The organism is Enterococcus sp. JNUCC 77 (assembly GCF_054819945.1).
On sequence record NZ_JBTHIG010000003.1, the window covers coordinates 47,443 to 72,491 of the forward strand.

19 protein-coding genes and 4 pseudogenes are annotated in these 25,049 nt (G+C 31.2%); 10 read left to right on the top strand and 13 right to left on the bottom strand.

The window, feature by feature from the left end:
• Positions 1-53 precede the first annotated feature (53 nt).
• The 5 genes and pseudogenes from ACVWNY_RS18085 to ACVWNY_RS18105 form a co-directional block, all read left to right on the top strand.
• Positions 54-1,979 carry a BglG family transcription antiterminator gene (locus tag ACVWNY_RS18085; RefSeq protein WP_454072456.1) on the top strand — a complete coding sequence of 642 codons (1,926 nt, stop codon included), beginning with the start codon at positions 54-56 and terminating at the stop codon, positions 1,977-1,979.
• 12 nt (positions 1,980-1,991) lie between these two features.
• On the top strand, positions 1,992-2,261 hold the full coding sequence (locus tag ACVWNY_RS18090) for a PTS sugar transporter subunit IIB (protein ID WP_270501172.1): 270 nt from the start codon (positions 1,992-1,994) through the stop codon (positions 2,259-2,261).
• A gap of 21 nt (positions 2,262-2,282) precedes the next feature.
• Complete coding sequence (gene ulaA, locus ACVWNY_RS18095; RefSeq protein ID WP_461211757.1) at positions 2,283-3,635, top strand: PTS ascorbate transporter subunit IIC; 1,353 nt, start codon at positions 2,283-2,285, stop codon at positions 3,633-3,635.
• 14 nt (positions 3,636-3,649) lie between these two features.
• Positions 3,650-4,291 (top strand): D-sedoheptulose-7-phosphate isomerase, encoded by a 642-nt coding sequence (locus ACVWNY_RS18100; protein WP_454072457.1) that lies wholly within the window; start codon positions 3,650-3,652, stop codon positions 4,289-4,291.
• Positions 4,292-4,489: 198 nt separating this feature from the next.
• Positions 4,490-4,663, top strand: a pseudogene (locus ACVWNY_RS18105) (IS6 family transposase); the annotation flags it as partial.
• A gap of 34 nt (positions 4,664-4,697) precedes the next feature.
• Here the strand turns inward: ACVWNY_RS18105 and ACVWNY_RS19300 are convergent.
• The 3 genes and pseudogenes from ACVWNY_RS19300 to ACVWNY_RS18115 all read right to left on the bottom strand — a co-directional run.
• A pseudogene (locus ACVWNY_RS19300) lies at positions 4,698-4,847 on the bottom strand (SAV1803-related protein); the annotation flags it as partial.
• Positions 4,837-5,385, bottom strand: coding sequence for a DUF1643 domain-containing protein (locus ACVWNY_RS18110; protein ID WP_490338467.1), 549 nt, complete (start codon positions 5,383-5,385; stop codon positions 4,837-4,839). The pseudogene ACVWNY_RS19300 and the gene ACVWNY_RS18110, both read right to left, overlap by 11 nt.
• A gap of 135 nt (positions 5,386-5,520) precedes the next feature.
• The gene (locus tag ACVWNY_RS18115; protein ID WP_454072459.1) at positions 5,521-6,657 is read right to left on the bottom strand and encodes a hypothetical protein; all 1,137 of its coding nucleotides are present in this window, start codon (positions 6,655-6,657) and stop codon (positions 5,521-5,523) included.
• A 226-nt stretch (positions 6,658-6,883) separates the two neighbouring features.
• Between ACVWNY_RS18115 and ACVWNY_RS18120 the strand changes: the two are divergent.
• The 4 genes and pseudogenes from ACVWNY_RS18120 to ACVWNY_RS18135 all read left to right on the top strand — a co-directional run.
• Positions 6,884-7,060, top strand: a pseudogene (locus ACVWNY_RS18120) (site-specific integrase); the annotation flags it as partial.
• Positions 7,061-7,429: 369 nt separating this feature from the next.
• Complete coding sequence (locus ACVWNY_RS18125; RefSeq protein ID WP_454072460.1) at positions 7,430-7,978, top strand: hypothetical protein; 549 nt, start codon at positions 7,430-7,432, stop codon at positions 7,976-7,978.
• A 595-nt stretch (positions 7,979-8,573) separates the two neighbouring features.
• Positions 8,574-9,353: an SDR family NAD(P)-dependent oxidoreductase gene (locus tag ACVWNY_RS18130; protein WP_454072461.1), complete on the top strand. Its 780-nt coding sequence runs from the start codon at positions 8,574-8,576 to the stop codon at positions 9,351-9,353.
• Positions 9,354-9,357: 4 nt separating this feature from the next.
• Complete coding sequence (locus ACVWNY_RS18135) at positions 9,358-9,813, top strand: MarR family winged helix-turn-helix transcriptional regulator (RefSeq protein WP_454072462.1); 456 nt, start codon at positions 9,358-9,360, stop codon at positions 9,811-9,813.
• Positions 9,814-10,697: 884 nt separating this feature from the next.
• On the opposite strand, the gene ACVWNY_RS18140 is transcribed toward ACVWNY_RS18135, so the two are convergent.
• The 3 genes from ACVWNY_RS18140 to ACVWNY_RS18150 all read right to left on the bottom strand — a co-directional run bounded on the left by ACVWNY_RS18140 (position 10,698) and on the right by ACVWNY_RS18150 (position 17,333).
• On the bottom strand, positions 10,698-13,523 hold the full coding sequence (locus tag ACVWNY_RS18140; protein ID WP_454072464.1) for a MucBP domain-containing protein: 2,826 nt from the start codon (positions 13,521-13,523) through the stop codon (positions 10,698-10,700).
• Between the two features lie 77 nt (positions 13,524-13,600).
• Positions 13,601-16,546, bottom strand: a complete 2,946-nt coding sequence (locus ACVWNY_RS18145; protein ID WP_454072465.1) for a MucBP domain-containing protein — start codon at positions 16,544-16,546, stop codon at positions 13,601-13,603.
• Positions 16,547-16,622: 76 nt separating this feature from the next.
• Positions 16,623-17,333 carry a winged helix-turn-helix domain-containing protein gene (locus ACVWNY_RS18150; protein WP_461211759.1) on the bottom strand — a complete coding sequence of 237 codons (711 nt, stop codon included), beginning with the start codon at positions 17,331-17,333 and terminating at the stop codon, positions 16,623-16,625.
• Between the two features lie 277 nt (positions 17,334-17,610).
• Here ACVWNY_RS18150 and ACVWNY_RS18155 point away from each other — a divergent pair, with 277 nt between their 5' ends.
• The gene (locus ACVWNY_RS18155) at positions 17,611-18,717 is read left to right on the top strand and encodes a tyrosine-type recombinase/integrase (RefSeq protein WP_454072467.1); all 1,107 of its coding nucleotides are present in this window, start codon (positions 17,611-17,613) and stop codon (positions 18,715-18,717) included.
• A gap of 782 nt (positions 18,718-19,499) precedes the next feature.
• On the opposite strand, the gene ACVWNY_RS18160 is transcribed toward ACVWNY_RS18155, so the two are convergent.
• The 7 genes and pseudogenes from ACVWNY_RS18160 to arsA all read right to left on the bottom strand — a co-directional run bounded on the left by ACVWNY_RS18160 (position 19,500) and on the right by arsA (position 25,041).
• Positions 19,500-19,793, bottom strand: coding sequence for a bacteriocin immunity family protein (locus ACVWNY_RS18160; protein ID WP_454072358.1), 294 nt, complete (start codon positions 19,791-19,793; stop codon positions 19,500-19,502).
• Positions 19,794-20,167: 374 nt separating this feature from the next.
• Positions 20,168-20,755, bottom strand: a complete 588-nt coding sequence (locus tag ACVWNY_RS18165; protein ID WP_454072359.1) for an Asp23/Gls24 family envelope stress response protein — start codon at positions 20,753-20,755, stop codon at positions 20,168-20,170.
• A gap of 36 nt (positions 20,756-20,791) precedes the next feature.
• Positions 20,792-20,971 carry a DUF2273 domain-containing protein gene (locus ACVWNY_RS18170; protein WP_454072360.1) on the bottom strand — a complete coding sequence of 60 codons (180 nt, stop codon included), beginning with the start codon at positions 20,969-20,971 and terminating at the stop codon, positions 20,792-20,794.
• A gap of 11 nt (positions 20,972-20,982) precedes the next feature.
• Complete coding sequence (amaP, locus tag ACVWNY_RS18175; protein WP_454072361.1) at positions 20,983-21,549, bottom strand: alkaline shock response membrane anchor protein AmaP; 567 nt, start codon at positions 21,547-21,549, stop codon at positions 20,983-20,985.
• 262 nt (positions 21,550-21,811) lie between these two features.
• Positions 21,812-21,976 (bottom strand): annotated as a pseudogene (locus ACVWNY_RS18180) (DUF1440 domain-containing protein); the annotation flags it as partial.
• Between the two features lie 251 nt (positions 21,977-22,227).
• Positions 22,228-23,277 carry an ACR3 family arsenite efflux transporter gene (gene arsB, locus ACVWNY_RS18185; protein ID WP_454072362.1) on the bottom strand — a complete coding sequence of 350 codons (1,050 nt, stop codon included), beginning with the start codon at positions 23,275-23,277 and terminating at the stop codon, positions 22,228-22,230.
• Between the two features lie 54 nt (positions 23,278-23,331).
• Positions 23,332-25,041 (bottom strand): arsenical pump-driving ATPase, encoded by a 1,710-nt coding sequence (gene arsA, locus ACVWNY_RS18190; protein WP_454072363.1) that lies wholly within the window; start codon positions 25,039-25,041, stop codon positions 23,332-23,334.
• Positions 25,042-25,049 lie beyond the last annotated feature (8 nt).

The window sequence follows — 25,049 nt, forward strand, 5'->3', positions numbered from 1 at the left end:
CTTTTTATTTATCTTTACCTACTTCATAATATGTTTGCAGGGAGGTGAGTTATATGCTAAGTGAACGTAGTGATTTTATTCTAAATTTATTATTGGAAAATAGATTTGTTAGCCTTGATGAATTAACTTCGCTTTTAGGTGTCAGTACAAAAACTATTAAAAATAGTTTGAATGAAATAGATTCATTCCTCTTAAATCATGGATTTAGCAATTTAAATAAAAAGTCTATTGTACGATATTCAATTGACGATTCAGTAGAGGAGATAAAAAATCAATTGGATCGTGAAGATAGAGTGGAAAAAATTTTTTGGGAAGAACCAGATTTTAGACAAGCATTTCTTTTTCATACATTATTTTGGAAGGAAAATCGAATTACGGTAGAACTACTAGAAGAAAACCTATTCGTTAGTAGAAGTACTGTAAATAATGATATTAAGAATTTGAAGTCCAAACTTAAAAATTGGAACCTAAAAATTATTTTTGAAAAGAAAAATGGATTCTTTATTGTCGGTCCTGAAGCAGACCAAAGAGACGCTTACTTTTTCTTTATCAATGATCTAAATAATACTATAAATATTGAGTTCCCTGATGAAGACGAACAATTTTTGAATTATTGGTTAACAAGTTTAGAAAAAAAAATCGGAATTGTTTTAACCTACCAAAGTTTTAGGAATTGTTTATTCAAATTGAAGGTAATTATAAAACGTATAAAACAAAAATATACTATACCATCTGAATACTCAATAATTGCAAATAATCCAAACTCTTCAATAAGGTACTCTGCAGAGCGCAATTTATTAGCTGCTTTTTTTAATATTAGAATATCTTTAAATGAATTTGCATTTTTATTTAGGCAGATTCAATCTTCAACAATTTTAAAAAATGAAGTGGTCACTGATGGATATAAATTCGATTTGAATATATTCGTAAATAAACTCATTAAAGAAATCAGTGACAAATTAAACATAAATTTAATGGACAGTACCAAACTACATGAGCAATTGGCTTTACATTTTCAGGGAACCTTATCGTCAAGGTATGAAGAAGTTGTTGATTTGATTACTGAAGAAACATTATTACAGATAATAAATATGTATCCTAAAATTTATAACATTATTGAAGCTAGTATGATTAAAAATACTAGTCCTGAGCTCTCTATCTTAATTAATAAAAAAGAGTATTCCTTTATCACTTTGCATATTGTTTCGGCAATTGAAGAATTGAAAAATAAGATAGAGGAATCTTTGAAAGTCGTTGTAGTCTGTCATATGGGAATTGGAACTTCACAATTTTTAAAAAGTAGACTAGCACATCATTTCAAATTTTCTGCAAAAATAGAAGACAGAATTAACAAGGAGCTCCATAGTGAAGATAATGATTTGATTATCTCTACTATTTTTTTAGAAGATATGAAGGATAACTATGTAAAAGTTTCACCATATCTAAACGAGGTCGATTATCGAATAATAAAAGATACGATTAATAATATAGTAGAGAAAAAATTAAAATCATTGAAACAGAAAGGAATTTATGAACCTATGTTAGATGAATTACTCAACGCTGATACTATTGATATAAACGTAAGAGTAAATAGTTGGGAAGAAGCAGTTCAATATGGAGGTTGTCTGCTAGAGAAAAATCATTCTATAGATGTAAATTATACTAAACAGATGGTTGAAGCAGTAAAAAAATATGGTCCTTACATTGTTATTGCTCCAGGAATTGCTTTGGCTCATGCTAGTTCAAAGGATGGTGTAAAAAAAATAGGCATGAGCTTAATTACCTTGGATAAAGGAGTGAATTTTGGAAATCCTGAAAACGACCCTGTGAACATTGTAATTTGCCTAGCTGCAGTAGATCACAATACCCATTTAAAAGCTCTATCGGAACTGGTGTCTCTATTGGATGATAAAGACTTTGTAAATATGCTTTTGAGCTCTGACAAAGCAACCATTTTAAAGAAAATAAATAAAAATTAAGGAGAATGAATTATGAAAATATTAACAGTATGTGGAATGGGATCTGGTTCATCTTTAATCTTAAAGATGAACGTTGATACCATTATGGATTCATTAAGCATTGACGCTGACGTAGAAGCCTGTGATATTGGTTCAGTCGGAGGTCAAAATGCTGATTTAATTATTTCAACAAAGGAATTTGGGAACCCACTAGATGACTTTTCCGCTGATAAAATACTAGTCTCAAATGTCGTAAATAAATCAGAGTTAGAAAAGCAACTGAAACATTACTTTGACAAATAAAAAAAGGGGGATAACAAAAATATGATGAACTTTATATACAGTTTTTTCAACCAACCAGCTATCATAATAGGATTGATTGCTTTTATTGGATTAGTAGCATTAAAAAAACCTGCTGGCAAAATTTTAACAGGAACCTTCAAAACAATTATTGGATTTGTAATTCTGTCATCTGGAGGAGGAATAATATCAGGAGCCTTAGAAAAACTGTCACCTGCTTTTGAGAGTGCATTCAATGTTCATGGAGTAATACCCTCTAATGAAGCGGTAATAGGAGTTGCCGAAAACCTTTTTGGATCAGAGATGGCTCTAATTATGGCTTTTGGATTTTTATGTAACATTCTAATTGCTCGATTTTCAAAATTTAAATATATATTTCTTTCTGGCCATCATGTATTGTTTATGTCCGCATTGCTATCTGCTGTATTGAGTGCGATAGGTTTTAAAGGAACTGAGTTAGTTATAGTAGGAACTCTCTTAATTGGAAGTTTAATGACAATTTCTCCTGCTGTTGTTCAACCTTTTTATAGAAAAGTTACTGGTAATGATGAAATAGCTATGGGGCATTTTAACGGCTTAAGCTATGCAATTTCTTCTTCTTTAGGTCGTTTATTAGGAAATAAAGATAAATCTACTGAAGACATTAAAATACCAAGTCAATTAAGTTTTTTTAGAGATAATACCATCTCTACTGTAATTATCATGACTATACTTTATGTGGTCACTTTTTTAGTCGCAGATCATTCCGTTACGATTGAGTTATCAGGTGGGGATAATATTGTAATGTTCGCAATAATGCAAGCAGTTACATTTACTGCTGGCTTTGTAATTGTGTTACAAGGAGTACGCATGATGTTAGCAGAAATAGTACCTGCTTTTAAGGGGATTTCAGAAAAAATTGTTCCTAATGCTATCCCTGCTTTAGACGTGCCTGTTCTATTTCCTTACGCTCCAAACGCTGTACTAATTGGTTTTGTGTCTTCAGTTGTAGGTGGTTTTTTAACTTTTTTGATTTTGCCATTTACAAATCTTCCTATCATTATTCCTAATTTAGTTAATCTGTTCTTTATAGGTGCAGGCGTTGGTGTTTTATCTAATGCCGTAGGTGGTTTAAGAGGTACTATCATAGGTGGTCTCTTTAACGGAGGGCTTCTAACATTTCTACCTGCTTTTATGTTACCACTACTAGGACAATTAGGATTTGCCGATTCAACTTTTGGAGATACTGATTTTTCTGTTACTGGTATTGTTGTTGGAAGGACAGGAGAATACTTTGGGAAAAATGGTGTGTACGCTTTAATTGCTTTACTTTATTTAGGTCTAATTATAGGTAGTATTTGGAAAATTAAAAAATCAAAAGATGCACAAAGTGTATAAAAAGGAGTATTATAATGAATATTCATAATCACATAGAAACTCTTAATGAGAGACATCCATTACTCATAAGTTGTCAAGATGACATTATTAATGCTTATAATATTCTCAAAAGCACTATAGAAAAAAAAGGAACTATTTTTTGTTGTGGGAATGGCGGAAGCTATTCTGATAGTCAACATATTGTAGGTGAACTTCTAAAATCCTTCAAAATTAATCGTCCTATCTATAATTATGACAAAGAGCGGCTTATTAATCTTTTTGGTGAACAGGGATTATTTTTAGGGGATAATCTAGAGAGAGGAATCAAGGCTCTCTGTTTAGGTAGTCAATCAGCATTTTCTTTTGCTTTCAGTAATGATGTAGATGGCAGGTTAGTATTTGCACAAGAGCTACTGGCTTTAGGAAATTCAGGAGATACACTTGTTTGTTTATCTTCTTCAGGTAATTCAGAGAATGTTAAATATGCTGCTATGATTGCAAAATATACAGGTATTAAAGTGATATTATTAACGGGTACCAATAATGGATCTATCGATGAATTTAGTGACTGTATTATTAATGTACCTGAAAAAGAAACATATAAAATTCAAGAATTACATTTACCAATATATCATACTCTTTGTTTAGCATTGGAAGAGTGGTATATGAATCAATGAAATATACAATTTAATAGGTGCAAAAAAGACTAAATCAATTTAATTTAGTCTTTTTTATCTTTACAGATATCCTTAATATCATATTTTGGTTCTGTTGCAAAGTTTTCCAAGGAATCTATTTTAGGATAAAATTGAGGAAAAAGATAGACTGGGGGAACGAAGAGGGATCATTTTAAAGGCAAACAATTTCAAAGAGACGTGATTATTGTCGCCGTTGGCTATTATCTTAGCTATCGCTATCGAGAAGTCCAGGAAATATTGTATGACCGTGGCATATATGTGTGTCATACAACCATTTACCGTTGGGTATAAGAATATGGCAAAGTCCTATATCAAATTTGGAAAAAGAAAAATAGACAGTCCTTCTATTCATAGAAAATGGACGAAACATAGCTGATTTTTTTATCTCTCCTCGAAGAAATCGATTGTAGGAATTTTCTTTGAAATAATTATCTTTAACTGTTTCATATTTTTCAATAAGAAAATTTACTAAATCATTATACGATAAGTTTAACAGCTTACTGTAATATTGATAATCTTCCGTTTTATCTTTCATCAGTAGTTATCCTCAATACTTTTTTTATATCGTCTTGATTCATTTTCATTAATTTATTTTTTTCACGACGAGAGGTTGGATGCCTCGGGGAATCATCTGAGGTTTGTCCAAACCAGTAGAGTTTATCACTTTGTTTACTCAGTAACTGATACAATAAATTTTTATAATCTGATAGGCTTTCCCAAGGTACACCGCACCCCCATGCAAGCAATATATAATCCGCTTTTTCAATAGTGTCTTTGATAGTTTTATAATTGCTTATACTGATCAATTTTTTTAGATCATCGCATGAAGCTACTTTTAATAAATTTCTTAATTCTTTAGAATTTTCTGTCCTCTTAGAAAATAAATCCAATTGAATTAATTCACGTAAAAATTCATAACCAAACTCGTTAGAAAACTGATATATTGTATTTCTTCTGGTCGGCTCTAAATTTACTTCTTCGTAATCTTTATATAAATTATTTTTCACTTTATCGTTTAAACAACCTCTTGGATTCATACCTATCGACACAATTGTTTTTCCTGTGCTGTTCAAATAGATAATTGAATAAGCTTAGTCATCATTCTTTGTTTCTTCAACTCTCAAAACTCCAAATTTAGTTTTTCTTTTTTCAATATACATTTCATTTATCACATATAAGCCCTCCTAAAATTCAAATAAATTTGCTATTTATTCATTTAAAGACAGTACATCTTCGTTGGTTGCAATACAGTGTACTCCGCTCGTGTCTTCCCAGTATAATATGCTGGCTTCTTGTTTCTTTTTATGATCAATTTCTTGAAGTTTTTTCATTTCGTGTACGGCAGAACCGAAATCTTCGTTTATTTGATTTTCAATTTCTAGCATTGAAATATACTCTTCCTTGATAGTCTCTATCTTAGTATCATTTATTTTAAATTTAGCTAGTTTACCTATAGGGTTTTTATTATTTGAATTTTCTTCTGTATCATTTAATTTTTTTAATATAGCTTTACTACGATTACGGAAGCTTCCATAAACAAATAGTGTATGTTCTAATATTTTTTGGAAATTTTCTGTAGAATACTTAACGAATTCTGGATTTTCTTGAGTATCTAAGCATAATCTTAAATATCTAATACGTAAAAGCAATAAGCTAGAAAGAAGAGTAAAATAAGCATCACTATTTTTGTATGCAGAAGCTGTATTCTCATTAATGCTGTCAAGAATTTCATAACGAGTTTTTAATTTCCCAGCATCTCTTTCGACCAAAGCCAAACGAATAATCATATCTTGGGAAAAATAACCGATTACTGAGTACTGAGTATATAATTCATCTATTACATCAATAGCAGAAGATAAATCAGCTATACTTGATATCTCTTGACGTAATAAAATTTGATCAATTTCTTTTTGGATAATATCTAATTTTTTATTAACAACCTTGAATTGTTCCATGATAACTAGTGTGTTGATTGCCTGCATAGCAATGATTGGTCCTACTATGGGTAACGAATTTGCTACTGGGATAAAACCAGATTGACCAACAATGCGTCCTCCATCCATAACTGCAGAGCTTACTCCTCCACCAGAAAGTTTCATAAGTAAATCTGGATTTGATGTTGCCATAAATAATTTTGAAGAAAATTGTGTAGAGATAACGGTGAGTCCTACACCACTTGTTACAATTATGTTCGACATGACTGTTGGAGAAATACTTATTTGATTTTTCGTGTATTTTCCTGTCTTAAGATAATTTAGAGATAGTTTTTGAAGCAGCTGCTCTCTGCCCTCTTCAGTTATCTCTAGCAGTTGCATACCTTGATGTTCTAAATTTTTTTCACCCATATTATCCCCAACCCTCTTCAGTTATTGTATTAATCTTAATCTGACTTAATTATAATACATTTTGAAAATCTATAGCACTTACTTTCAGTTAATTACTTTACAGCAAAACCTTCTAAAATAATTAGTTATTTAACGACCTAGTCGACATAATTCAGCTTAACCTAAGCAACAAGCCCACCAAGCTTTTGGTGGGCTGCTTTTGTGAATTTGAATTGGTCTAGCTAGAATCACTTTAAAGAATATTGGTCCTCACTCTATGAGAAAGACCTTCGGATATAAACAAGGAACAAAAATTGAAATTATTCAATCTTTGTTAAATCATTCTTTCCAGAGGGAAACCTTACGATACATCGGTATTACACAGGAAGACAAGGATATAGCAGTTAGAAGCTTAGAACTTTGAAGTATTACGAACCGAAGAATATGTCTGTTCAAAGAGCCGATTTTACTTGATGAACATAACTTTGATATATTAGTATCGACTAATATATCCAGGATAAATACAAAGGAGTCAAAAATTTTTAAGTTTATGACTCCTTTGTATTTAAAGATGGATAAGATAATACACTAAATGTTACTTGATTATTCTTGCGTTTGATCATAAAATAACAGAAAGGCGCTATATACATGTTAATAACAAAATTAAGATTACAAGAAATAATAAATAACTTGTGAATATTTTTAAAGAAGTAAAACCTATGCTTCAAAAGAATGAATGTTCATATTAAGATATATTTGTTACTGAATTGTAAATAGAAGGGAAAAAAGTACGATGAATGACTTAACACAATTTATAATAGATTTAGAAGGTAATTTTTCAAATGAACGTCAATTTAACAAGTTGTCCGAGGAGCAGCGTAAAAAATTTCCTTATGCAGTTCATAGAAATCATATTCTTAATCAAAAAGTGAAAAATAAGCCTAAAAATTTTGAAGGAGTCTTTTTTCATGAAGAAAGCTATTACACTATGAACGATAGTGAACGTTTCAAATCTGATATTTTTCTTTTTGAATTAAATTCAGAAGAGAAAGTAGTTTTATATTCAATCAGTGTACCCAAAAAATACGAGAATAAAAAATATAGTGAAATAACAATGATTGATTTTGAAGACTTAAATGTATCTGAAAAATTTAATCCGATAATTTATGAAAAAAAGGATGGACTATTTATCGGCCAATCTGAGAGCATGTTTACAAGTAGCACAAAATTCATTTTAAAACAAAAAATTTCAAACGAAAAATTAGTTATTAAAGAGGAAATGAAAAAAGGAGATAAACGAATATTTGGTTTTGATGATCCAATTATTTACGAGAAAATATAATTTTTTATTTCAGGACAGAGTGATTTACGTAAACAAAAAAAGCAGACCCAGATGGGTCTGCTTTTTAATATTTGGGATTATGTCACTTAAAGAGATAAAAAACATCTTATCAGTTTTTGATAAGGTGTTCCAGCTAAAATTATATACCAAATAGAAATTGATAAAACAGCTCTGTTATATGATAACATTCTAAAAACATTACCTTAAAATAATGCGACTTATGTTGCTTAACGTACTTATGATATAATTTTGAACGGTAACTTGCCCCTAAAGCGGGGTGCAATAGTGCTTAAATAATTCCTCACGTTGATTATCGTAACAGATGAAAAGAAACCTCGCTCTATTCGCATTAGGTTTTTTTTGTAATAACACTATCCGAATTTCTCACGTTTTGCAGATACTTTGTAACATGTCAAAATAATTGATTCAATTATTTAACTTAACAATTGCTTTAAATAAGCGAGATTATAAAATAACTGACTTACTTTATTTCCACGGTATAACATTTTAAATGGTTGCAATTTTTTTCCCTGTATATTATTATGTGTTCAGACATGCATGATTAGACATGTAATAAAAGGAGATTAATTTTACTATGGAAAAATATACTTTAATTACTGGGGCTTCATCTGGAATTGGGAAATCCTTTGCAAAATATTTTGCAAAAGCAAGGAATAATCTTATCATTGTTGCTCGCTCTAAAGACAAATTAAATGAGTTAAAAAAAGACTTAGAAGGAAAATATCAAGTCAAAATTATAGTTTTAATTTATGATATGACAATTCCTGATATTTCAATAGATATATATAAGGAAATTAGAAATCGAAATATTTTTGTTGATAAGTTAATCAATTGTGCTGGATTTGGGTTAAGTGGAAACGTAGATAACTTAAGCTATGATAAGCAACATAATCAAATTATGATCAATGCTATTGCGCTATTTGATATGACAAAATTATTTCTTGATCCTATGCTGAATAATAATGAAGGTATCATTATTAACGTTGCATCGACTTCAGCATACCATCCAATCCCAACTATGGCAGTTTATGCTGCAAGCAAGGCTTTTGTTTTATCATTTACTGAAGCCCTTGCAATTGAATGTAATGAAAGTAATGTTAAAGTTTTAGCCATAAGTCCTGGGGCTACAGATACAAACTTTTTTTCAGAAGGAGGTGGGGTTTCTTATGGAAATTTGAGAACACCGGATCATGTAGTTTCTGTCAGTATGAAAGCAATTAAAAGAAAAAAGATCTCTAAAATTGATGGTTTAAATAATTATTTTACTAGTACTTTTCTTCCAAGAATACTATCTAGAAAAAAAATGGCTAATATGGTTTATAATATAATGAAAAAGCAAACGGAAAAGAGCTGATATTGTGAATCCCATAGAAGAATTAAGATATTTAGTTAAGGCAGTAGATAAAGAAGGAGAACTGTCTTACTCCAAATTATTAAAGCCATTCAATATTACCCCTAGTCAAAATGAAATACTGAAAATTTTAGCTATTAAAGACGGACTCTCCATTTCTCAAATAGGAGAGCTATTAATTTGTGGTTCTGAAAGTCCAAGCAGACTTGTGGACCGGCTTGTGAAGAAAAATTTAGTTGAAAAAAAGAAAAATATTGATGATACAAGAATAAATAATATATTTATATCTGATGAAGGTAGAATATTATTGAACAAAACATTGTTAATCGAAGAAGATTTTAACAGTCAAATAGAATCACATTTGAAGAATAAAATAAAAGTTGATGACCTAATAGATATATTAGAAGCTCAAGTAAAAGATACCAGGACATTAAAACAAATAAACTTGAAGAAAAACTTTTAGAGTAGTCTGTAAAAGTTTTATGAATATTAAACTTAGAATAATTGGATTTACGTAAATAAACAGAAAAGAGCAGACCCATCTGGGTCTGCTTTTAATATTCAAAGTTATGTTATCCACGTTATTAAATAACGAATACAGTATTACTTAGTAATTTCTAATGAGTTTATCTTATCTGAAATCTTTCACATATAGATAGACAGACTCAATTGCACCTACAATAAAAATAAATGACTGCATAAGTAAATAAATTTGTCGAAAATTTTGAATATTTTTATCTACTAAGCTAATGAACAACGCTGAGACAATCATAGCTGTACCAAACATTGTCCCTGTGATTTTTAGAAATATTCCATTTGTCCGTTCATCAGGCTTTCCGAATCGCTTCCAAACCAATATTAATGTAATTATGGAAACAATAGTTAAAATATTGAATCTTTCATATAATTTTGAAGCATTAAAATTGATAAGGGAAATGTATATGTAAAATTGAAAGTGTAGATCTCCACCAAATTATTGGTTCAAATAGAATATGAAATATAGTTGGTATTATTAGATAGAGCAAAAATACTGAAGCATCATAGATAAGATTAAATATCTTTATCATAGGAAAATAGCTGGTATTCTATAGTGATTACGAATACTATCGTTACTAAAGTCATACTATTGTTCTCATTTTTGATAATACTGTTAGCCAATCTAAATTACTAATGAACAATGTTTAATCTAGGGATAAAAATTATCTCGATGTCTATCCCACATCAAAAAGTCTCTTAAACTAAACACGCGATTAGGTAAAAGAACACCTAATCGCGTAAATTATTCTATTGATTTTCTTTAAGTATTACTAGTTAGTTGTTAATGAAACAAGCACAAGATGAACTTTTTTATCTGATTTTTTTTGGTCTCGAAATAAAAATATATATCCCTATGATTAGAATTATCCCACCAAGTAATGTGAATAATATAGTTTTTGACTCACCGGTTTGTGGAAGAAGTTTCATTGTTGATTTTGGATTAATAGGTATATTTTTTATTAAATTATTATCCGTGGGAGTTACTGAAGGAATCTGTTTATCTGTATAAACATAGGTAACCGTTTGTGGGTCAGCAGTAAATGTTCCTGAAGCAGCTCCTTTAACTTCTTTAAACGTATAACCATCAATAGTTAGTTTCTCTGATGTATAAGCCTCTCCAACATTACCAGATTTAACCACATTAGGGGCTATTGTATTACCTTCTGTATCCTGGTATTGAACAGTTACTCCAGATCCTTTAACAGGATCCTTCGTATAAACGTAGGTAACTGTTTGTGGTTCCGTTGTAAAGGTTCCTGAAGCAGCTCCTTTAACTTCTTTAAACGTATAACCATCAATAGTTAGTTTCTCTGATGTATAAGCCTCTCCAACATTACCAGATTTAACCACATTAGGGGCTATTGTATTACCTTCTGTATCCTGGTATTGAACAGTTACTTCGGCTCCTTTAACAGGATCCTTCGTATAAACGTAGGTAACTGTTTGTGGTTCCGTTGTAAAGGTTCCTGAAGCAGCTCCTTTAACTTCTTTAAACGTATAACCATCAATAGTTAGTTTCTCTGATGTATAAGCCTCTCCAACATTACCAGATTTAACCACATTAGGGGCTATTGTATTACCTTCTGTATCCTGGTATTGAACAGTTACTCCAGATCCTTTAACAGGATCCTTCGTATAAACGTAGGTAACTGTTTGTGGTTCAGTTGTAAAGGTTCCTGAAGCAGCTCCTTTAACTTCTTTAAACGTATAACCATCAATAGTTAGTTTCTCTGATGTATAAGCCTCTCCAACATTACCAGATTTAACCACATTAGGGGCTATTGTATTACCTTCTGTATCCTGGTATTGAACAGTTACTCCAGATCCTTTAACAGGATCCTTCGTATAAACGTAGGTAACTGTTTGTGGTTCAGTTGTAAAGGTTCCTGAAGCAGCTCCTTTAACTTCTTTAAACGTATAACCATCAATAGTTAGTTTCTCTGATGTATAAGCCTCTCCAACATTACCAGATTTAACCACATTAGGGGCTATTGTATTACCTTCTGTATCCTGGTATTGAACAGTTACTCCAGATCCTTTAACAGGATCCTTCGTATAAACGTAGGTAACTGTTTGTGGTTCAGTTGTAAAGGTTCCTGAAGCAGCTCCTTTAACTTCTTTAAACGTATAACCATCAATAGTTAGTTTCTCTGATGTATAAGCCTCTCCAACATTACCAGATTTAACCACATTAGGGGCTATTGTATTACCTTCTGTATCCTGGTATTGAACAGTTACTCCAGATCCTTTAACAGGATCCTTCGTATAAACGTAGGTAACTGTTTGTGGTTCAGTTGTAAAGGTTCCTGAAGCAGCTCCTTTAACTTCTTTAAACGTATAACCATCAATAGTTAGTTTCTCTGATGTATAAGCCTCTCCAACATTACCAGATTTAACCACATTAGGGGCTATTGTATTACCTTCTGTATCCTGGTATTGAACAGTTACTTCGGCTCCTTTAACAGGATCCTTCGTATAAACGTAGGTAACTGTTTGTGGTTCAGTTGTAAAGGTTCCTGAAGCAGCTCCTTTAACTTCTTTAAACGTATAACCATCAATAGTTAGTTTCTCTGATGTATAAGCCTCTCCAACATTACCAGATTTAACCTCGTTAGGTGCAAGGGTATTACCTTCTGTATCTTGATATTGAATAGTTACATTCTCTCCTATTTCTATAGGTTTTTTCAAATATATATCTGTGTTTAATTGTGTACTAAAACGATAATTACCTAATAAGCTTCTAGTAGGTATTAACATATGATATAACGATAAACTAGTACTTAAAGGTTCATCTAAATCAATATCTGATAAATTGATATCACCTTTCTTTAATTTAAAAACCAAATTATCATTTTCTAGATATATAGCATAAACTAACTTTATGTTTTCTTGAGAAACATATACATAATCCAAAAAATTTAACGGATTTTCTGCCTCTTCTGTTGTATCAAAATCATTGTCCCATACTGCTTCTAATGGATCTATGGACAAGATTGCACCACTATATGATTCCGAAAATGGTGTTCCTTTTTGATAAAAATTAGAAATAGGTAGGACTATATTTCTGTAGTCATCAATGGTTGTTTCTAAACGTAAATTAGTTGTTCGATTTATTGACTGACTGTCAGCTAAAGAAAAAGATGAATAAGCATTATCATCATTTAAATAATCCCAAAATAGAGAAAAATTTGTGAATTCCGAGTTATAATTTTCATTAAAAATCGTATGATTTCTTTTTGAATTATTTTTGATATCTAAAAAGTAGGATTGATCTATACTCATAAATGTATTAGTTGTATGATACAAGCTAATATCTACAGTTAACATTCCTGAAATATATTCTAAACCTTTCAAATTTTCTACATAGTAACGTCCGCTATCACTGGCTGTGTTAAGATCATCTGTTAGCATAAGGTCCACATAGGATTCTTGATTATTTTCTAATATTTCTTTTGTTAAATGATCAACATCAACATTATACTTCTCAGCCACTGCTTTTTGTAAATTTTTATCGGGCATCCAGGTATCAATTGTTTCACTATAACTTGTAGTTGTTTCAGCAGCAGCAGAAATCGGCAAAATTAATTGACCTAACAATATTATGATTATACATAATAAACTATATGATTTTTTCATTTTGTTCTCCTATAAATTATTTGGTTAAAACATTTTGAATATCACGTGATTGTGAGATTATATCGGTTAATGTCCAATTATTTTTTCTTTATTTTAAACTTACCATATATCATAAAAACACCAATGATTAGAATTCCCCCGCCAAGTATTGTTAACAGTATAGTCTTTGATTCACCAGTTTGAGGAAGAGTTCTTACTGCTGATTTTGAGTTAATAGGCATAATTTTTAATAAATTACTATCTGTGGGATTTACAGGATAAGTTTTCTTATTCGTATAAATGTAGGTAACTGTTTGTGGTTCAGCTGTAAAGGTTCCTGAAGCAGTACCTTTAATTTCTTTAAACGTATAACCTTCTATAGCTAATTCTTCTGATGTATAAGCTTCCCCAACATTACCAGCTTTAATCACATTAGGCGCTATACTATTACCTTCGGTATCCTGATATTGAACAGTTACTTCGGCTCCTTTAACAGGATTCTTCGTATAAACATAGGTAACTGTTTGTGGTTCAGTTGTAAAGGTTCCTGAAGCAGCTCCTTTAATTTCTTTAAACGTATAACCTTCTATAGTCAGTTTTTCTGATGTATAAGCCTCCCCAACATTACCAGCTTTAATCACATTAGGCGCTATACTATTACCTTCGGTATCCTGATATTGAACAGTTACTTCGGCTCCTTTAACAGGATCCTTCGTATAAACATAGGTAACTGTTTGTGGTTCAGCTGTAAAGGTTCCTGAAGCAGTACCTTTAATTTCTTTAAACGTATAACCTTCTATAGCTAATTCTTCTGATGTATAAGCTTCCCCAACATTACCAGCTTTAATCACATTAGGCACTATTGTATTACCTTCGGTATCCTGATATTGAACAGTTACTTCGGCTCCTTTAACAGGATCCTTCGTATAAACATAGGTAACTGTTTGTGGTTCAGCTGTAAAGGTTCCTGAAGCAGTACCTTTAATTTCTTTAAACGTATAACCTTCTATAGCTAATTCTTCTGATGTATAAGCTTCCCCAACATTACCAGCTTTAATCACATTAGGCGCTATTGTATTACCTTCGGTATCCTGATATTGAACAGTTACTTCGGCTCCTTTAACAGGATCCTTCGTATAAACATAGGTAACTGTTTGTGGTTCAGCTGTAAAGGTTCCTGAAGCAGTACCTTTAATTTCTTTAAACGTATAACCTTCTATAGTCAGTTTTTCTGATGTATAAGCCTCCCCAACATTACCAGCTTTAATCACATTAGGCGCTATACTATTACCTTCGGTATCCTGATATTGAACAGTTACTTCGGCTCCTTTAACAGGATCCTTCGTATAAACATAGGTAACTGTTTGTGGTTCAGCTGTAAAGGTTCCTGAAGCAGTACCTTTAATTTCTTTAAACGTATAACCTTCTATAGCTAATTCTTCTGATGTATAAGCTTCCCCAACATTACCAGCTTTAATCACATTAGGCGCTATACTATTACCTTCGGTATCCTGATATTGAACAGTTACTTCGGCTCCTTTAACAGGATCCTTCGTATAAACATAGGTAACTGTTTGTGGTTCAGCTGTAAAGGTTCCTGAAGCAGTACCTTTAATTTCTTTAAACGTATAACCTTCTATAGCTAATTCTTCTGATGTATAAGCTTCCCCAACATTACCAGCTTTAATCACATTAGGCGCTATACTATTACCTTCGGTATCCTGATATTGAACAGTTACTTCAGCTCCTTTAACAGGATCCTTCGTATAAACGTAGGTAACTGTTTGTGGTTCAGTTGTAAAGGTTCCTGAAGCAGCTCCTTTAATTTCTTTAAACGTATAACCATCAATAGTTAGTTTCTCTGATGTATAAGTTTCCCCAACATTACCAGCTTTAGCCACGTTAGGGGCTATACTATTGCCTTCGGTATCCTGGTATTGAACAGTTACAACAGATTTTGGCTGCCATACGTAGATATCTCCATCACCTTGATAATTATTCATGAGTTCAGAAGAACTCCATATGTTACCGCCATTAGGCTGATATATACTACCTGTAGATACATTTTGCCAGTTACTTGTATAGATTGAATTACTAGAATGTTCTGGCAAATTAGCTCCGGTCTTAAATTTAAAATTTTTACTTAAATGTAGAATTTTTAAACTTGTGGTATTTCCAAACATATCGCCCATAATAACGTTATTATTAATGGCCCATTTAGATATATTTAATTCTTCAAGCAAAGAACTATGAGTAAACATTTCCTTCATATCTGTGACTTTAGAAACATCCCAATTACTCAGATCTAGATTTTCTATTCCAGTACCTGCAAACAAATCAGACATATCTAGGACATTTTGAGTATTCCAAGAACTTACATCAAGAGAATTCAATTTATAGTTTGACATAAAAGTCCCGTGCATATCTGTAACACTGGAAACATTCCAATTACTTATACTAAGTGAGGTAAGATTACTCATATTATTAAAAGTATTATTCATATTAATTACAGATGAAGTATCCCATTGAGATAGATCTAAGGTTTCTATACTTGAACAGTACATAAATAAATTGCGCATACTGTTAACAGAAGAAGTATTCCATGAAGATAAATCTAATTGCTTTAATTTTGCATTCAACGAAAAAAAAGAATCAAGATTCGTTACCGATGAAACATCAATGAGATTAGCATTAGTAATAGTTTCAAGATTATTTAGTCCGGAAAAGAGCCCAGATACATCTCCGGAAAGTTTTAATGTGTCAGAAATGATTATTTTCTTAACTAGTGAAGAGTCAAGAGCTAAAACTTTTGATAATGTAGGTGAATTAACTTTTAGTTCACCTCCTGGAATTGTTAAAACCCCTTCTTGATTTAGAGTAAAGGAAAGATTACCCCAAGTATAATATTTATCTGAGGCAAGTGTATTATATTCAGATGCACGATTTATTTGAGGAGAAGTTAAATCCTCGGCAAAACTTGAAATGGGCATTAAAAATTGTGAAGATAATAATAAGGTAGTTATGAAGATGTTCTTTTTTTTCAAAGTAGTCCTCCTTTTTTTTATTCTTGACGAATAATATAACTGTCAATATAAAATCTATTAAATATAAGTATGTGTACTACAAGTATTCATTTTTGACTATAGTGCTATAGAATAAATCGTTAAAATAATAACCCTTCCTCCATAATGTTTGGATAGCACAGTCAATACCGTATTCGTTAGAAATCTTTTGATTAATTTTACCTATTCGTAATGAGAGTTGACTTAAAGTAGCATTTGTACATTTATGCCACAATACATTTGACAACTCTTTTCTACTAATAGGTCTATCGGTAGCTTTTAGTAATGCAGAAATAATTTGTTGATCTTTGGGAGCCAATTGCTCTTGGAAATTTTTAAAAGGTAATATTAACTGCTTTTTTTGAATATCTGTCTCTTTTTTTTCTTTTGTCGAACAATTAAATATTGTTTCTCTAAGTTCTGAAAAAGATCCTTGAGTTGAAATACAAGCATCAAAACCCTTATCATACAGAACTTCTTCTTCCTCAATAGTTAGTACATCATCGATTTTTAATAAACAAATAGTTCTCCAATTATTTATATATTCAAGAATTTCCAGAGCTTCCTTTTGTGAAATTGTTTCACTAATAAAAATCATTGGAAAATTACTGATCCAATGTGGGAATTTCCCACTCTGCAACCAATTTACATACAAATCACGAGTTATATATATCTCATGATTCAATCGATTTAATTGTTCATGAAGAGTCATCTCATTTTCTATATTATTTGTTATAATAAGGACTCTCATTTTTGCATCCCCTTCCAATTTTTTTCATTCTTAAAAAAAGATAATCAACATATTCGTTTATACTAATTTTGTACTTGGTATAGTGAATACCAAGTATAAATCAATATACACTATTTAAAAGCAAATATAACGCTAGCTTATATTGGTATGTTAACCAAAATTCATATTAATTTCAATCTTTTTTCAAATAAAAATAATTGTTAGTTGAAAATTAACAAATAAATTTGATTTTTTTTGTTTTTTTAATATTTTTAACAACCGTCAATTAAGCCGTCAAAAAAAAGGAGTGTTTTTAATGCCTAAACGAGGCGAAAATATCTACAAAAGAAAAGACTTACGGTGGGAAGGCCGATATAAAAAAGGAATCAAAGAAAATGGGAAAATCCATTATGGCTATATTTATGGCCGCAGCTATAAAGAAGTAAAGGAGAAGCTTTATTATTACAAATTGACTTATCAAAAGGTCTGTCAACAAAATGGGTTAAGTGCGCAATCCTATGAAGAATGGGTCTATCAGTGGCTAAAAGAACGAAGAAAGACGCTAAAGGAAAGTACCTATGCCACATATTTTTATAAGTTAAAGCGTTATGTCTTCTCTCATATAGGGAATATGCCTTTAAATCAGTTAACAAAAGAGAGTATTCAACAAGTTATTGATACCTTAAGTGACCAAAACCTTGGCGCTTCAACCATTCACGTTATCTATCAAATTGTTAAAAAGAGCTTACAAGATGCTCTTACAAAAGGAAAAATTAATCAACAACCTTGTCATCATATAGACTTACCAAAAAAACAAAAAAAGATGATTCGATCTCTGTCTACTGAGGAAGAAGAAAAGGTTGAAATTGCTGCCAAGCAACTACCCCTGTCTAAGGGATTACCTATTATTTTAGCGCTAAATACTGGGTTAAGGATTGGAGAAATATCAGCTTTGAAGTGGTCAGATATCGATTTTAAGGCAAAAACACTTCGTGTTACTCAATCTTACCAACGGGTTCCTTTACAACAGGAACAACAGAAAACAACTTTATTATTTACATCGGCAAAGAGTGAACAATCAATACGGGTTGTTCCTATCGGTCGAAATCTTTACAAATGGTTAAAAAAGGGTGCACGAAAAGCAACGGGACCTTACGTCTGTTCCTCTCGGGAACTACCTCAAGAGCCTAGGCAAATTACTTACTATTTCCACCAAATTTTAACGAAATGTGACTTGAAAAATATTCATTTTCACCAATTGCGTCATACTTTTGCTACGAGGTGTATTGAAGCTAATGCTAGTATCACAGCAGTAAGTGCAATTCTTGGTCATGCATCTACTCAAATGACCCTGGATGTCTATACTGATGCAAATTTAAAAAGTCGCCAACAAGCAATCTTAAAAAAAGAACAAATCGCCTAACGTCATTTTTCTTCAATATTCATTTAAAAAATGAAATGAGAAAACTGAGGGGGGCTTTTTTTGTTTTTTTTTAGATTCTTCCTCTTTTAAGACTGTGACATTTTCCGTTTATATTATCGCTAGCTTTCAAGATAAAAAGCACCTCGTTATTTCGTAATAGCCGTCAATGGTCGTCAATGAGCTTATTAAAAAGCTATTGATATCAAGGTTTATAGTCTTGTACTTAGAATTCACTATACCAAGTTAAAAAGCGGTGAAGAAAAATAAAAAACTTGTACAGGGACCTTCTCTTAGAAAGAGTAGATATCTGTGCAAGTTTTTTTTCGTAGCTATGGTACCTATAAACAGGCTAACTAAATAACCATTGTGATAAATCAACTTCAAAAATACTTATAAAAATCAAACGTAAATCTTACACTATTTTAAATAACAATTAAAAATAGTATAAGGTGACGAAAGGAGTAATAAAATCCATTTATATCAAAAAAAGATGCCTCAAATTTGAATACCAACATTACACACTTGCCTTGTATAGCTTTGGTTATGCCTTTTTTTTCAGAAATTTCTCGGTTATGGTTTGTTCTATCCGTTTTTAATATACGCATATTAAAAAATTTATTTATTTGAAAATTTACATTTAAAATATACGAAGCTGTCTTGATTTAATGAACATAAATTTTGGACACTAGAGTAGACTAATACATTTAGAGTAAAATAAAAAGGTCAAAAACTCTTAAGTTTCTGACCCTGAAATCAATATTTTTTCTTTTTATACAAAGCAACTAGTATCCATATCTTATTTGACTTAGGTCTGAGATATTTTTTAATGATTCTTCATCTTCTACCGATAATTTAATCGAGTATTTCGATAAGCAATTAGATATCTCGATATTAAATCTACTCAAAATGAAAGGAACAGATTCTTGTTTAGTTTCTAATTGAGCTAAATAGTCTCTTATTAATTCTTTTAGTTCTACTTCTGTGGTTTCATTTAATCGCTCACTTAATTTTTTTAGTTCACTTATCGCTTTTTTTCTTCGCTCGTCTCCACCAGCAAACCATTTCAACTTATCCATGATATTTAATTCTCCTCTCTTAAATACACTTATATAATACTCTTAACTCATATATAAATAAATTCTTTCTCTTAATTTAATGTGATATAAGTAAAGAAAGTAAATTTGGAATTTTATACTGGTATATGTGGCTTACCTTCTGAAAAATGTAAAGCCTTTTTTATTGGCATGTATAATAGACAAGATCATTTTGTGTGTCTGTAACAATTTAAAAAATCCATTATAAGTATACCTATAATGGACAGTTTGCTTTCTTAATTAGTATAAAAACATAAAAAATATTTTTCAAATGAGAAAGTGCCGCAAAGAGTCAAAAAAAAGACATGGAAACAAATTTTCCATGTCAACTTACCTGAATTAATACCTAAGCATTTTTATTTTACTCGTGACTCTGTTACATTATCTACAGTCTTTTTAGCTTTAGAAGCTTGATTATTTAATTTATCTCCAGTTTTACTAACCGCTTCTTTTGCATTCTCTGTTTGCTTAGAAACAAATTCTCCAGTAGTTTCTGCAGCATCTGATAATTTATCTTGTACAGTAGTCGCGTCTTTTTCATATTGTTCCTCTGATTTTACATCTACAACATTAACATTTACTTCAATTAAATCCAAACCAGTCATTTTTTTAACTTCACGAGATACTACTTTTTTGATTCTATCATATATATTTGTTATATCTCTACCGTATTCAGCTACAATATCTAAGTCAACTGCTACCTGTTGCTTGCCAACCTCTACATCTACACCAGAGGTTACGTCGTCTGTATTAACAATTTTTCCTGCCAAATTAGAGAAGAACCCTCCATCTACAGTTAAAAGACCATCAATTTCTTCCAAAGCGATACCCACAATTTTTTGTATAACTTTGTCATCAAACGTTAATGTTCCTTTGATTTCATTATCCGGTTCAGGAACTTTACTACCTTCATTGTTCTTCTTTGCTAAATCTTTATTGTCCATTTTTCTTCCCCCTTATATTTGTTTTAATGTACTATATTATCGATCAAAAAAACCTTTTGACCGTAAATAGAATCCTAAGGAAATACCTACACTAGTGAATATTAGAATTAATACTGTTTTTAGAAAACCTAAAGTCATGAAACAGATTGCGATAAGTAGGCCAAGAATACCAAAAATAATTGGAAGTTTATATGTTCTCCAAAGCTCTTGATTCATAATTTATCTCCTTAATTTACTCGTTTTGTCTGTTGATTTTTTTTTGATTTTTTATAATTTTTAAAAGTGACTACTGTTTGGATCCGTTCGTTTATGCCGAATAAATCTTTTATTTTTGTCTCTATTTCAGTTGAAAGATAATTCTTTTTTTCGATAATATTAGTATCGGATCCCCTGATATCACCTTTAATTTTTATTTTTATTTTTTTTGCTTTAAAGATAGTAGTTACAGATGGATTTGCCACAAATTTCTCATCTTTTAAGATACATAAAATGAAGTTATCAATTGCTTTTTTTTGTATTGTAAGAGCTCCTGATTCTGATTTAATTTTCATTTGTTTTCTATAGCTGGGAAAAAAAATAATTACTATTAAAGCAATCAGCAATACGACTAGCCACATTAGGCTTAGCCAAAATAAAATAATTATTAGATAATTATCAAAAAAAGGGTATTCTCTTACATCAATAAGATGGAATGGCAATTTTACAGCTTTTTGTGAAGAAACAAGTGTGAAAAACAAAGGAAAAACTGCCGATAGTGCGAGTAAAAATAAAAAAAATTTAGATTTCTTTTTCAAATTATCCAACCCCCCAATACTTTACTCTTATCATAGAACAAAAACGTTTATTTTTGAAATATAAAGCATTAAATTATACTAAGAAGAAGATCAGCACTAAAGCTTAATCAAGCAAAATTAAGTTGATAAAAATTTTAATTCACTAAAATTCAAAAGTTACATATCTGAAATATTAGAAATAATCAAAAAATCACTGCAAACATACTAAAAAGTGTTACTTATGCGGCTATACATAAGTAACACTTTTATCACTAGTTAAAATTCAAATGTTGACAAGATTTCCTTTTTTGTCTTTTGCAATAATATAGTATACAGTTGCCGCTATAGACCACCCCCATACAATGTGACCTAAAAACTCTGATAAATGTTCATCAAATGGTTGGTTCCATGGAGCGGGGATTGTTCCAAGAGCAGGCATTAGGATGAGTATTTAAATTTCCCCAATGTATAGTTCCAGTTGGGATAAGATGTTTCACAATATCGTACTTGATTAATGCTTTATCTATCAGGATCATATTACGTTCTTTAAATGTCCTTCGAACTAAAAGAATCGATATAATATCCATTCAAAAGTCACATTACTTAGCATTTCTAAAAATTTAGTAGAACAGGATTCTCGAAATAACGAAAAGTGTCACCTGTGGGTATACCCATAGGTGACACTTCTTTATAAAACCTTTATTTGACTTTATTAAAAAATTTACTTTTCATTTTTAAAGCTACATTAACTAAAGCTATTAAAACAGGGACTTCAACTAAGGGCCCTATAACTGCTGCAAACGCTTCGCCCGAATTTATACCAAATACACCTACAGCAACTGCAATTGCTAGTTCAAAATTATTACTTGCAGCTGTGAAAGATAAAGAAGCTGCTACTGGATAGGAGGTTCCCATTTTTTTCGAAAGAATAAAAGAAATAAAAAACATTATTATAAAATAAATTAATAAGGGAACAGCTATTCTAATAACGTCGAATGGTAGTTCAATTATCTTTTCCCCTTTGACTGAGAACATTACAATAATTGTAAAAAGTAAAGCAATCAGTGTTATGGGACTTATTTTAGGAATAAATTTTTTTTCAAACCATTTCTTTCCCTTGAATTTTATTAATAAATATCTGGTAGAAAATCCTGCAATAAAAGGAATTCCTAAGTATATAAAAACACTTTTTGCTATTTCACCGATAGTGATATTTATTGTATGAGTTTCTAAACCCAGCCAGTTTGGTAATAAAGTTACAAAAATATACGCGAATAAAGAGTAGAAAACTATTTGGAAAATTGAGTTAAAAGCTACTAATCCTGCGGTATATTCGTTATCTCCTTGTGCTAGTTCACTCCAAACTATTACCATAGCAATACATCGTGCAAGTCCGATCATAATTAATCCAGTCATATAACTAGGATAATCACGAAGAAATAATACTGCTAAAATGAACATAAGTATTGGCCCTACAATCCAATTCTGAAACAGTGAGAGCAATAATACTTTCCAATCTCGAAACACACGTCCGATTTCTTCATACTTAACCTTTGTTAATGGGGGATACATCATAAGAATTAGACCAATAGCGATAGGTATAGAAGTTGTACCGATCTCAAAATGATTTATCGTTTGTCGGATACTAGGAAAGTAAAAACCCAAACCAATTCCAATCCCCATAGCGATGAATATCCATAACGTAAGGTATCTATCTAGTATAGATAATTTATTTGATACTTTATTCAATTCTCCCAACTCCATTATTTAGTTAATATCATGATAAGTAACGCTTTATTGTCTTTAAAAATTAGGTTCCCACTGTTCTACTGCAAAATGATTATTCGATAATTCAGCTACTTTCTTAATCCATTCAAGTTCATTAAAAGCTCGAGCCTTTAAGATCTTGTTTTCCGTATTCGTAGCATACATACTTTGATTTACTAACCACCAAGTATGTGCAATTTCTGCACGATCTAAATCTTCATCTAAGCGCATCGATTCATAAACAGGTGTAGTTTCTGGTAAAGTTACCATTAAAACTTCAGTTTCTTCTCGGTTCTGAAGTCGAGGCAATAACTTTTGAATAGACAAGGGAACTTCTCCTGAACTTCTTTCCACTTCTTTTGCATAACTTTGTGTGGAATCAAGTAAAAGCAATGTATGACCAGTTGGTGCAGTATCTATCACAACAATTTCAGTTTCAGATTTATCTACAATTTCTGCAAATGCACGAAAGATTGCAATTTCTTGTGTACAAGGTGAACGGAGATCTTCTTCGACGTAAGCAACATCATCTTCATTCATTGTTTCACGGGCTTTAGAAATAACTTCTTCTTTATAATCTTCCAGTTCCTTTTCCTCATCAATATGACTAATTGATATAGGTAAGTCACCTGAAATGAATAAATTTAAGTGATCAGCAGGATCAGTTGTAGCTAAATGAACTTTTTTTCCTGATTTTGCTAGTTTTTCAGCAATTTTAATTGCTACAGTGGTTTTACCAACACCACCTTTACCCATGGTAAAAATGATTTTTTTATTTGTTCGGATAAACTCTTTAACGATAGAATCTAAATTAGGAAAATCAATATTTTCTTGTTTCTGTTGATCAATAGTAGGCTGTTGGTCTCTTAATAAAATTTGAAGTTTGTCTATCCCTGTAACGTTATAAGGTCTAAGAGGAATATAGAATATATCAAATTTAGTTAATTGTTCTGGCATATTATTTAGGTCATTTTTCTGTTCAGTATATATTTCCTCTGAAATAGTTTCATCATGGGTTTCCAGCAGACCATTGACAACTAATTTCTGATTCTCAATTCCTAATTTTAATAGTTCTTCAGAAGCTCTCTCTGCTTCAATTAAAGGCGCATTTTGTGGTCTAGTAACTAGTATCAAGGTTGTTCTTTTTCCATTAGTCAATGTTTCTACAGCTTTTTCATACATGTCTTTTTTGTCACCTAAACCAGATAATTGACCTAGGCATGAAACACCAGTCGTATTCTCATCAAGGAAATTATTCCAAGCAGAAGGCAGTTGTAGCATTCTTAGTGTATGCCCTGTTGGGGCCGTATCAAAAATGACGTAATCGAATTCCTCAGCAACTTTTTTATCAGTTAAAAAGTTTGCAAACTCATTGAATGCGGCTATCTCAACTGTACATGATCCTGATAATTGTTCTTCCATATTTATTAACGCACTGTCTGGAAGAACACCGCGATATGGCGTAACAATACTTTCTTTATATTCTTCAGCAGCAGTAATCGGATCAAAATTTGCAACCATTAAGTTATTGATTCCATTAATTGACGTAGGTTTGTTCGTTAATTTTGTCTGAAAAACATCCTGTAGGTTTGACGCTGGATCCGTACTGACTAGCATAACTTTATTTCCATCTTGCGCTAATGAAGTAGCAGTTGCACAAGCTGTGGTAGTCTTTCCAACACCGCCCTTACCAGTAAAAAAAATATATTTAGTTAATTCCATCGTCTGTGGCGTATACTTTTCCATGAGTTTCC

Excerpts from the sequence above, each read along its gene's own strand:
- ACVWNY_RS18130 (WP_454072461.1), top strand. The coding sequence starts at position 8,574 with ATGGAAAAATATACTTTAATTACTGGGGCTTCATCTGGAATTGGGAAA.
- ACVWNY_RS18155 (WP_454072467.1), top strand. The coding sequence starts at position 17,611 with ATGCCTAAACGAGGCGAAAATATCTACAAAAGAAAAGACTTACGGTGG.
- ACVWNY_RS18085 (WP_454072456.1), top strand. The coding sequence starts at position 54 with ATGCTAAGTGAACGTAGTGATTTTATTCTAAATTTATTATTGGAAAAT.
- ACVWNY_RS18140 (WP_454072464.1), bottom strand. The coding sequence starts at position 13,523 with ATGAAAAAATCATATAGTTTATTATGTATAATCATAATATTGTTAGGT.
- ACVWNY_RS18165 (WP_454072359.1), bottom strand. The coding sequence starts at position 20,755 with ATGGACAATAAAGATTTAGCAAAGAAGAACAATGAAGGTAGTAAAGTT.
- ACVWNY_RS18090 (WP_270501172.1), top strand. The coding sequence starts at position 1,992 with ATGAAAATATTAACAGTATGTGGAATGGGATCTGGTTCATCTTTAATC.
- ACVWNY_RS18115 (WP_454072459.1), bottom strand. The coding sequence starts at position 6,657 with ATGGGTGAAAAAAATTTAGAACATCAAGGTATGCAACTGCTAGAGATA.
- ulaA (WP_461211757.1), top strand. The coding sequence starts at position 2,283 with ATGATGAACTTTATATACAGTTTTTTCAACCAACCAGCTATCATAATA.
- ACVWNY_RS18160 (WP_454072358.1), bottom strand. The coding sequence starts at position 19,793 with ATGGATAAGTTGAAATGGTTTGCTGGTGGAGACGAGCGAAGAAAAAAA.
- ACVWNY_RS18125 (WP_454072460.1), top strand. The coding sequence starts at position 7,430 with ATGAATGACTTAACACAATTTATAATAGATTTAGAAGGTAATTTTTCA.
- ACVWNY_RS18170 (WP_454072360.1), bottom strand. The coding sequence starts at position 20,971 with ATGAATCAAGAGCTTTGGAGAACATATAAACTTCCAATTATTTTTGGT.
- arsA (WP_454072363.1), bottom strand. The coding sequence starts at position 25,041 with ATGGAAAAGTATACGCCACAGACGATGGAATTAACTAAATATATTTTT.
- ACVWNY_RS18100 (WP_454072457.1), top strand. The coding sequence starts at position 3,650 with ATGAATATTCATAATCACATAGAAACTCTTAATGAGAGACATCCATTA.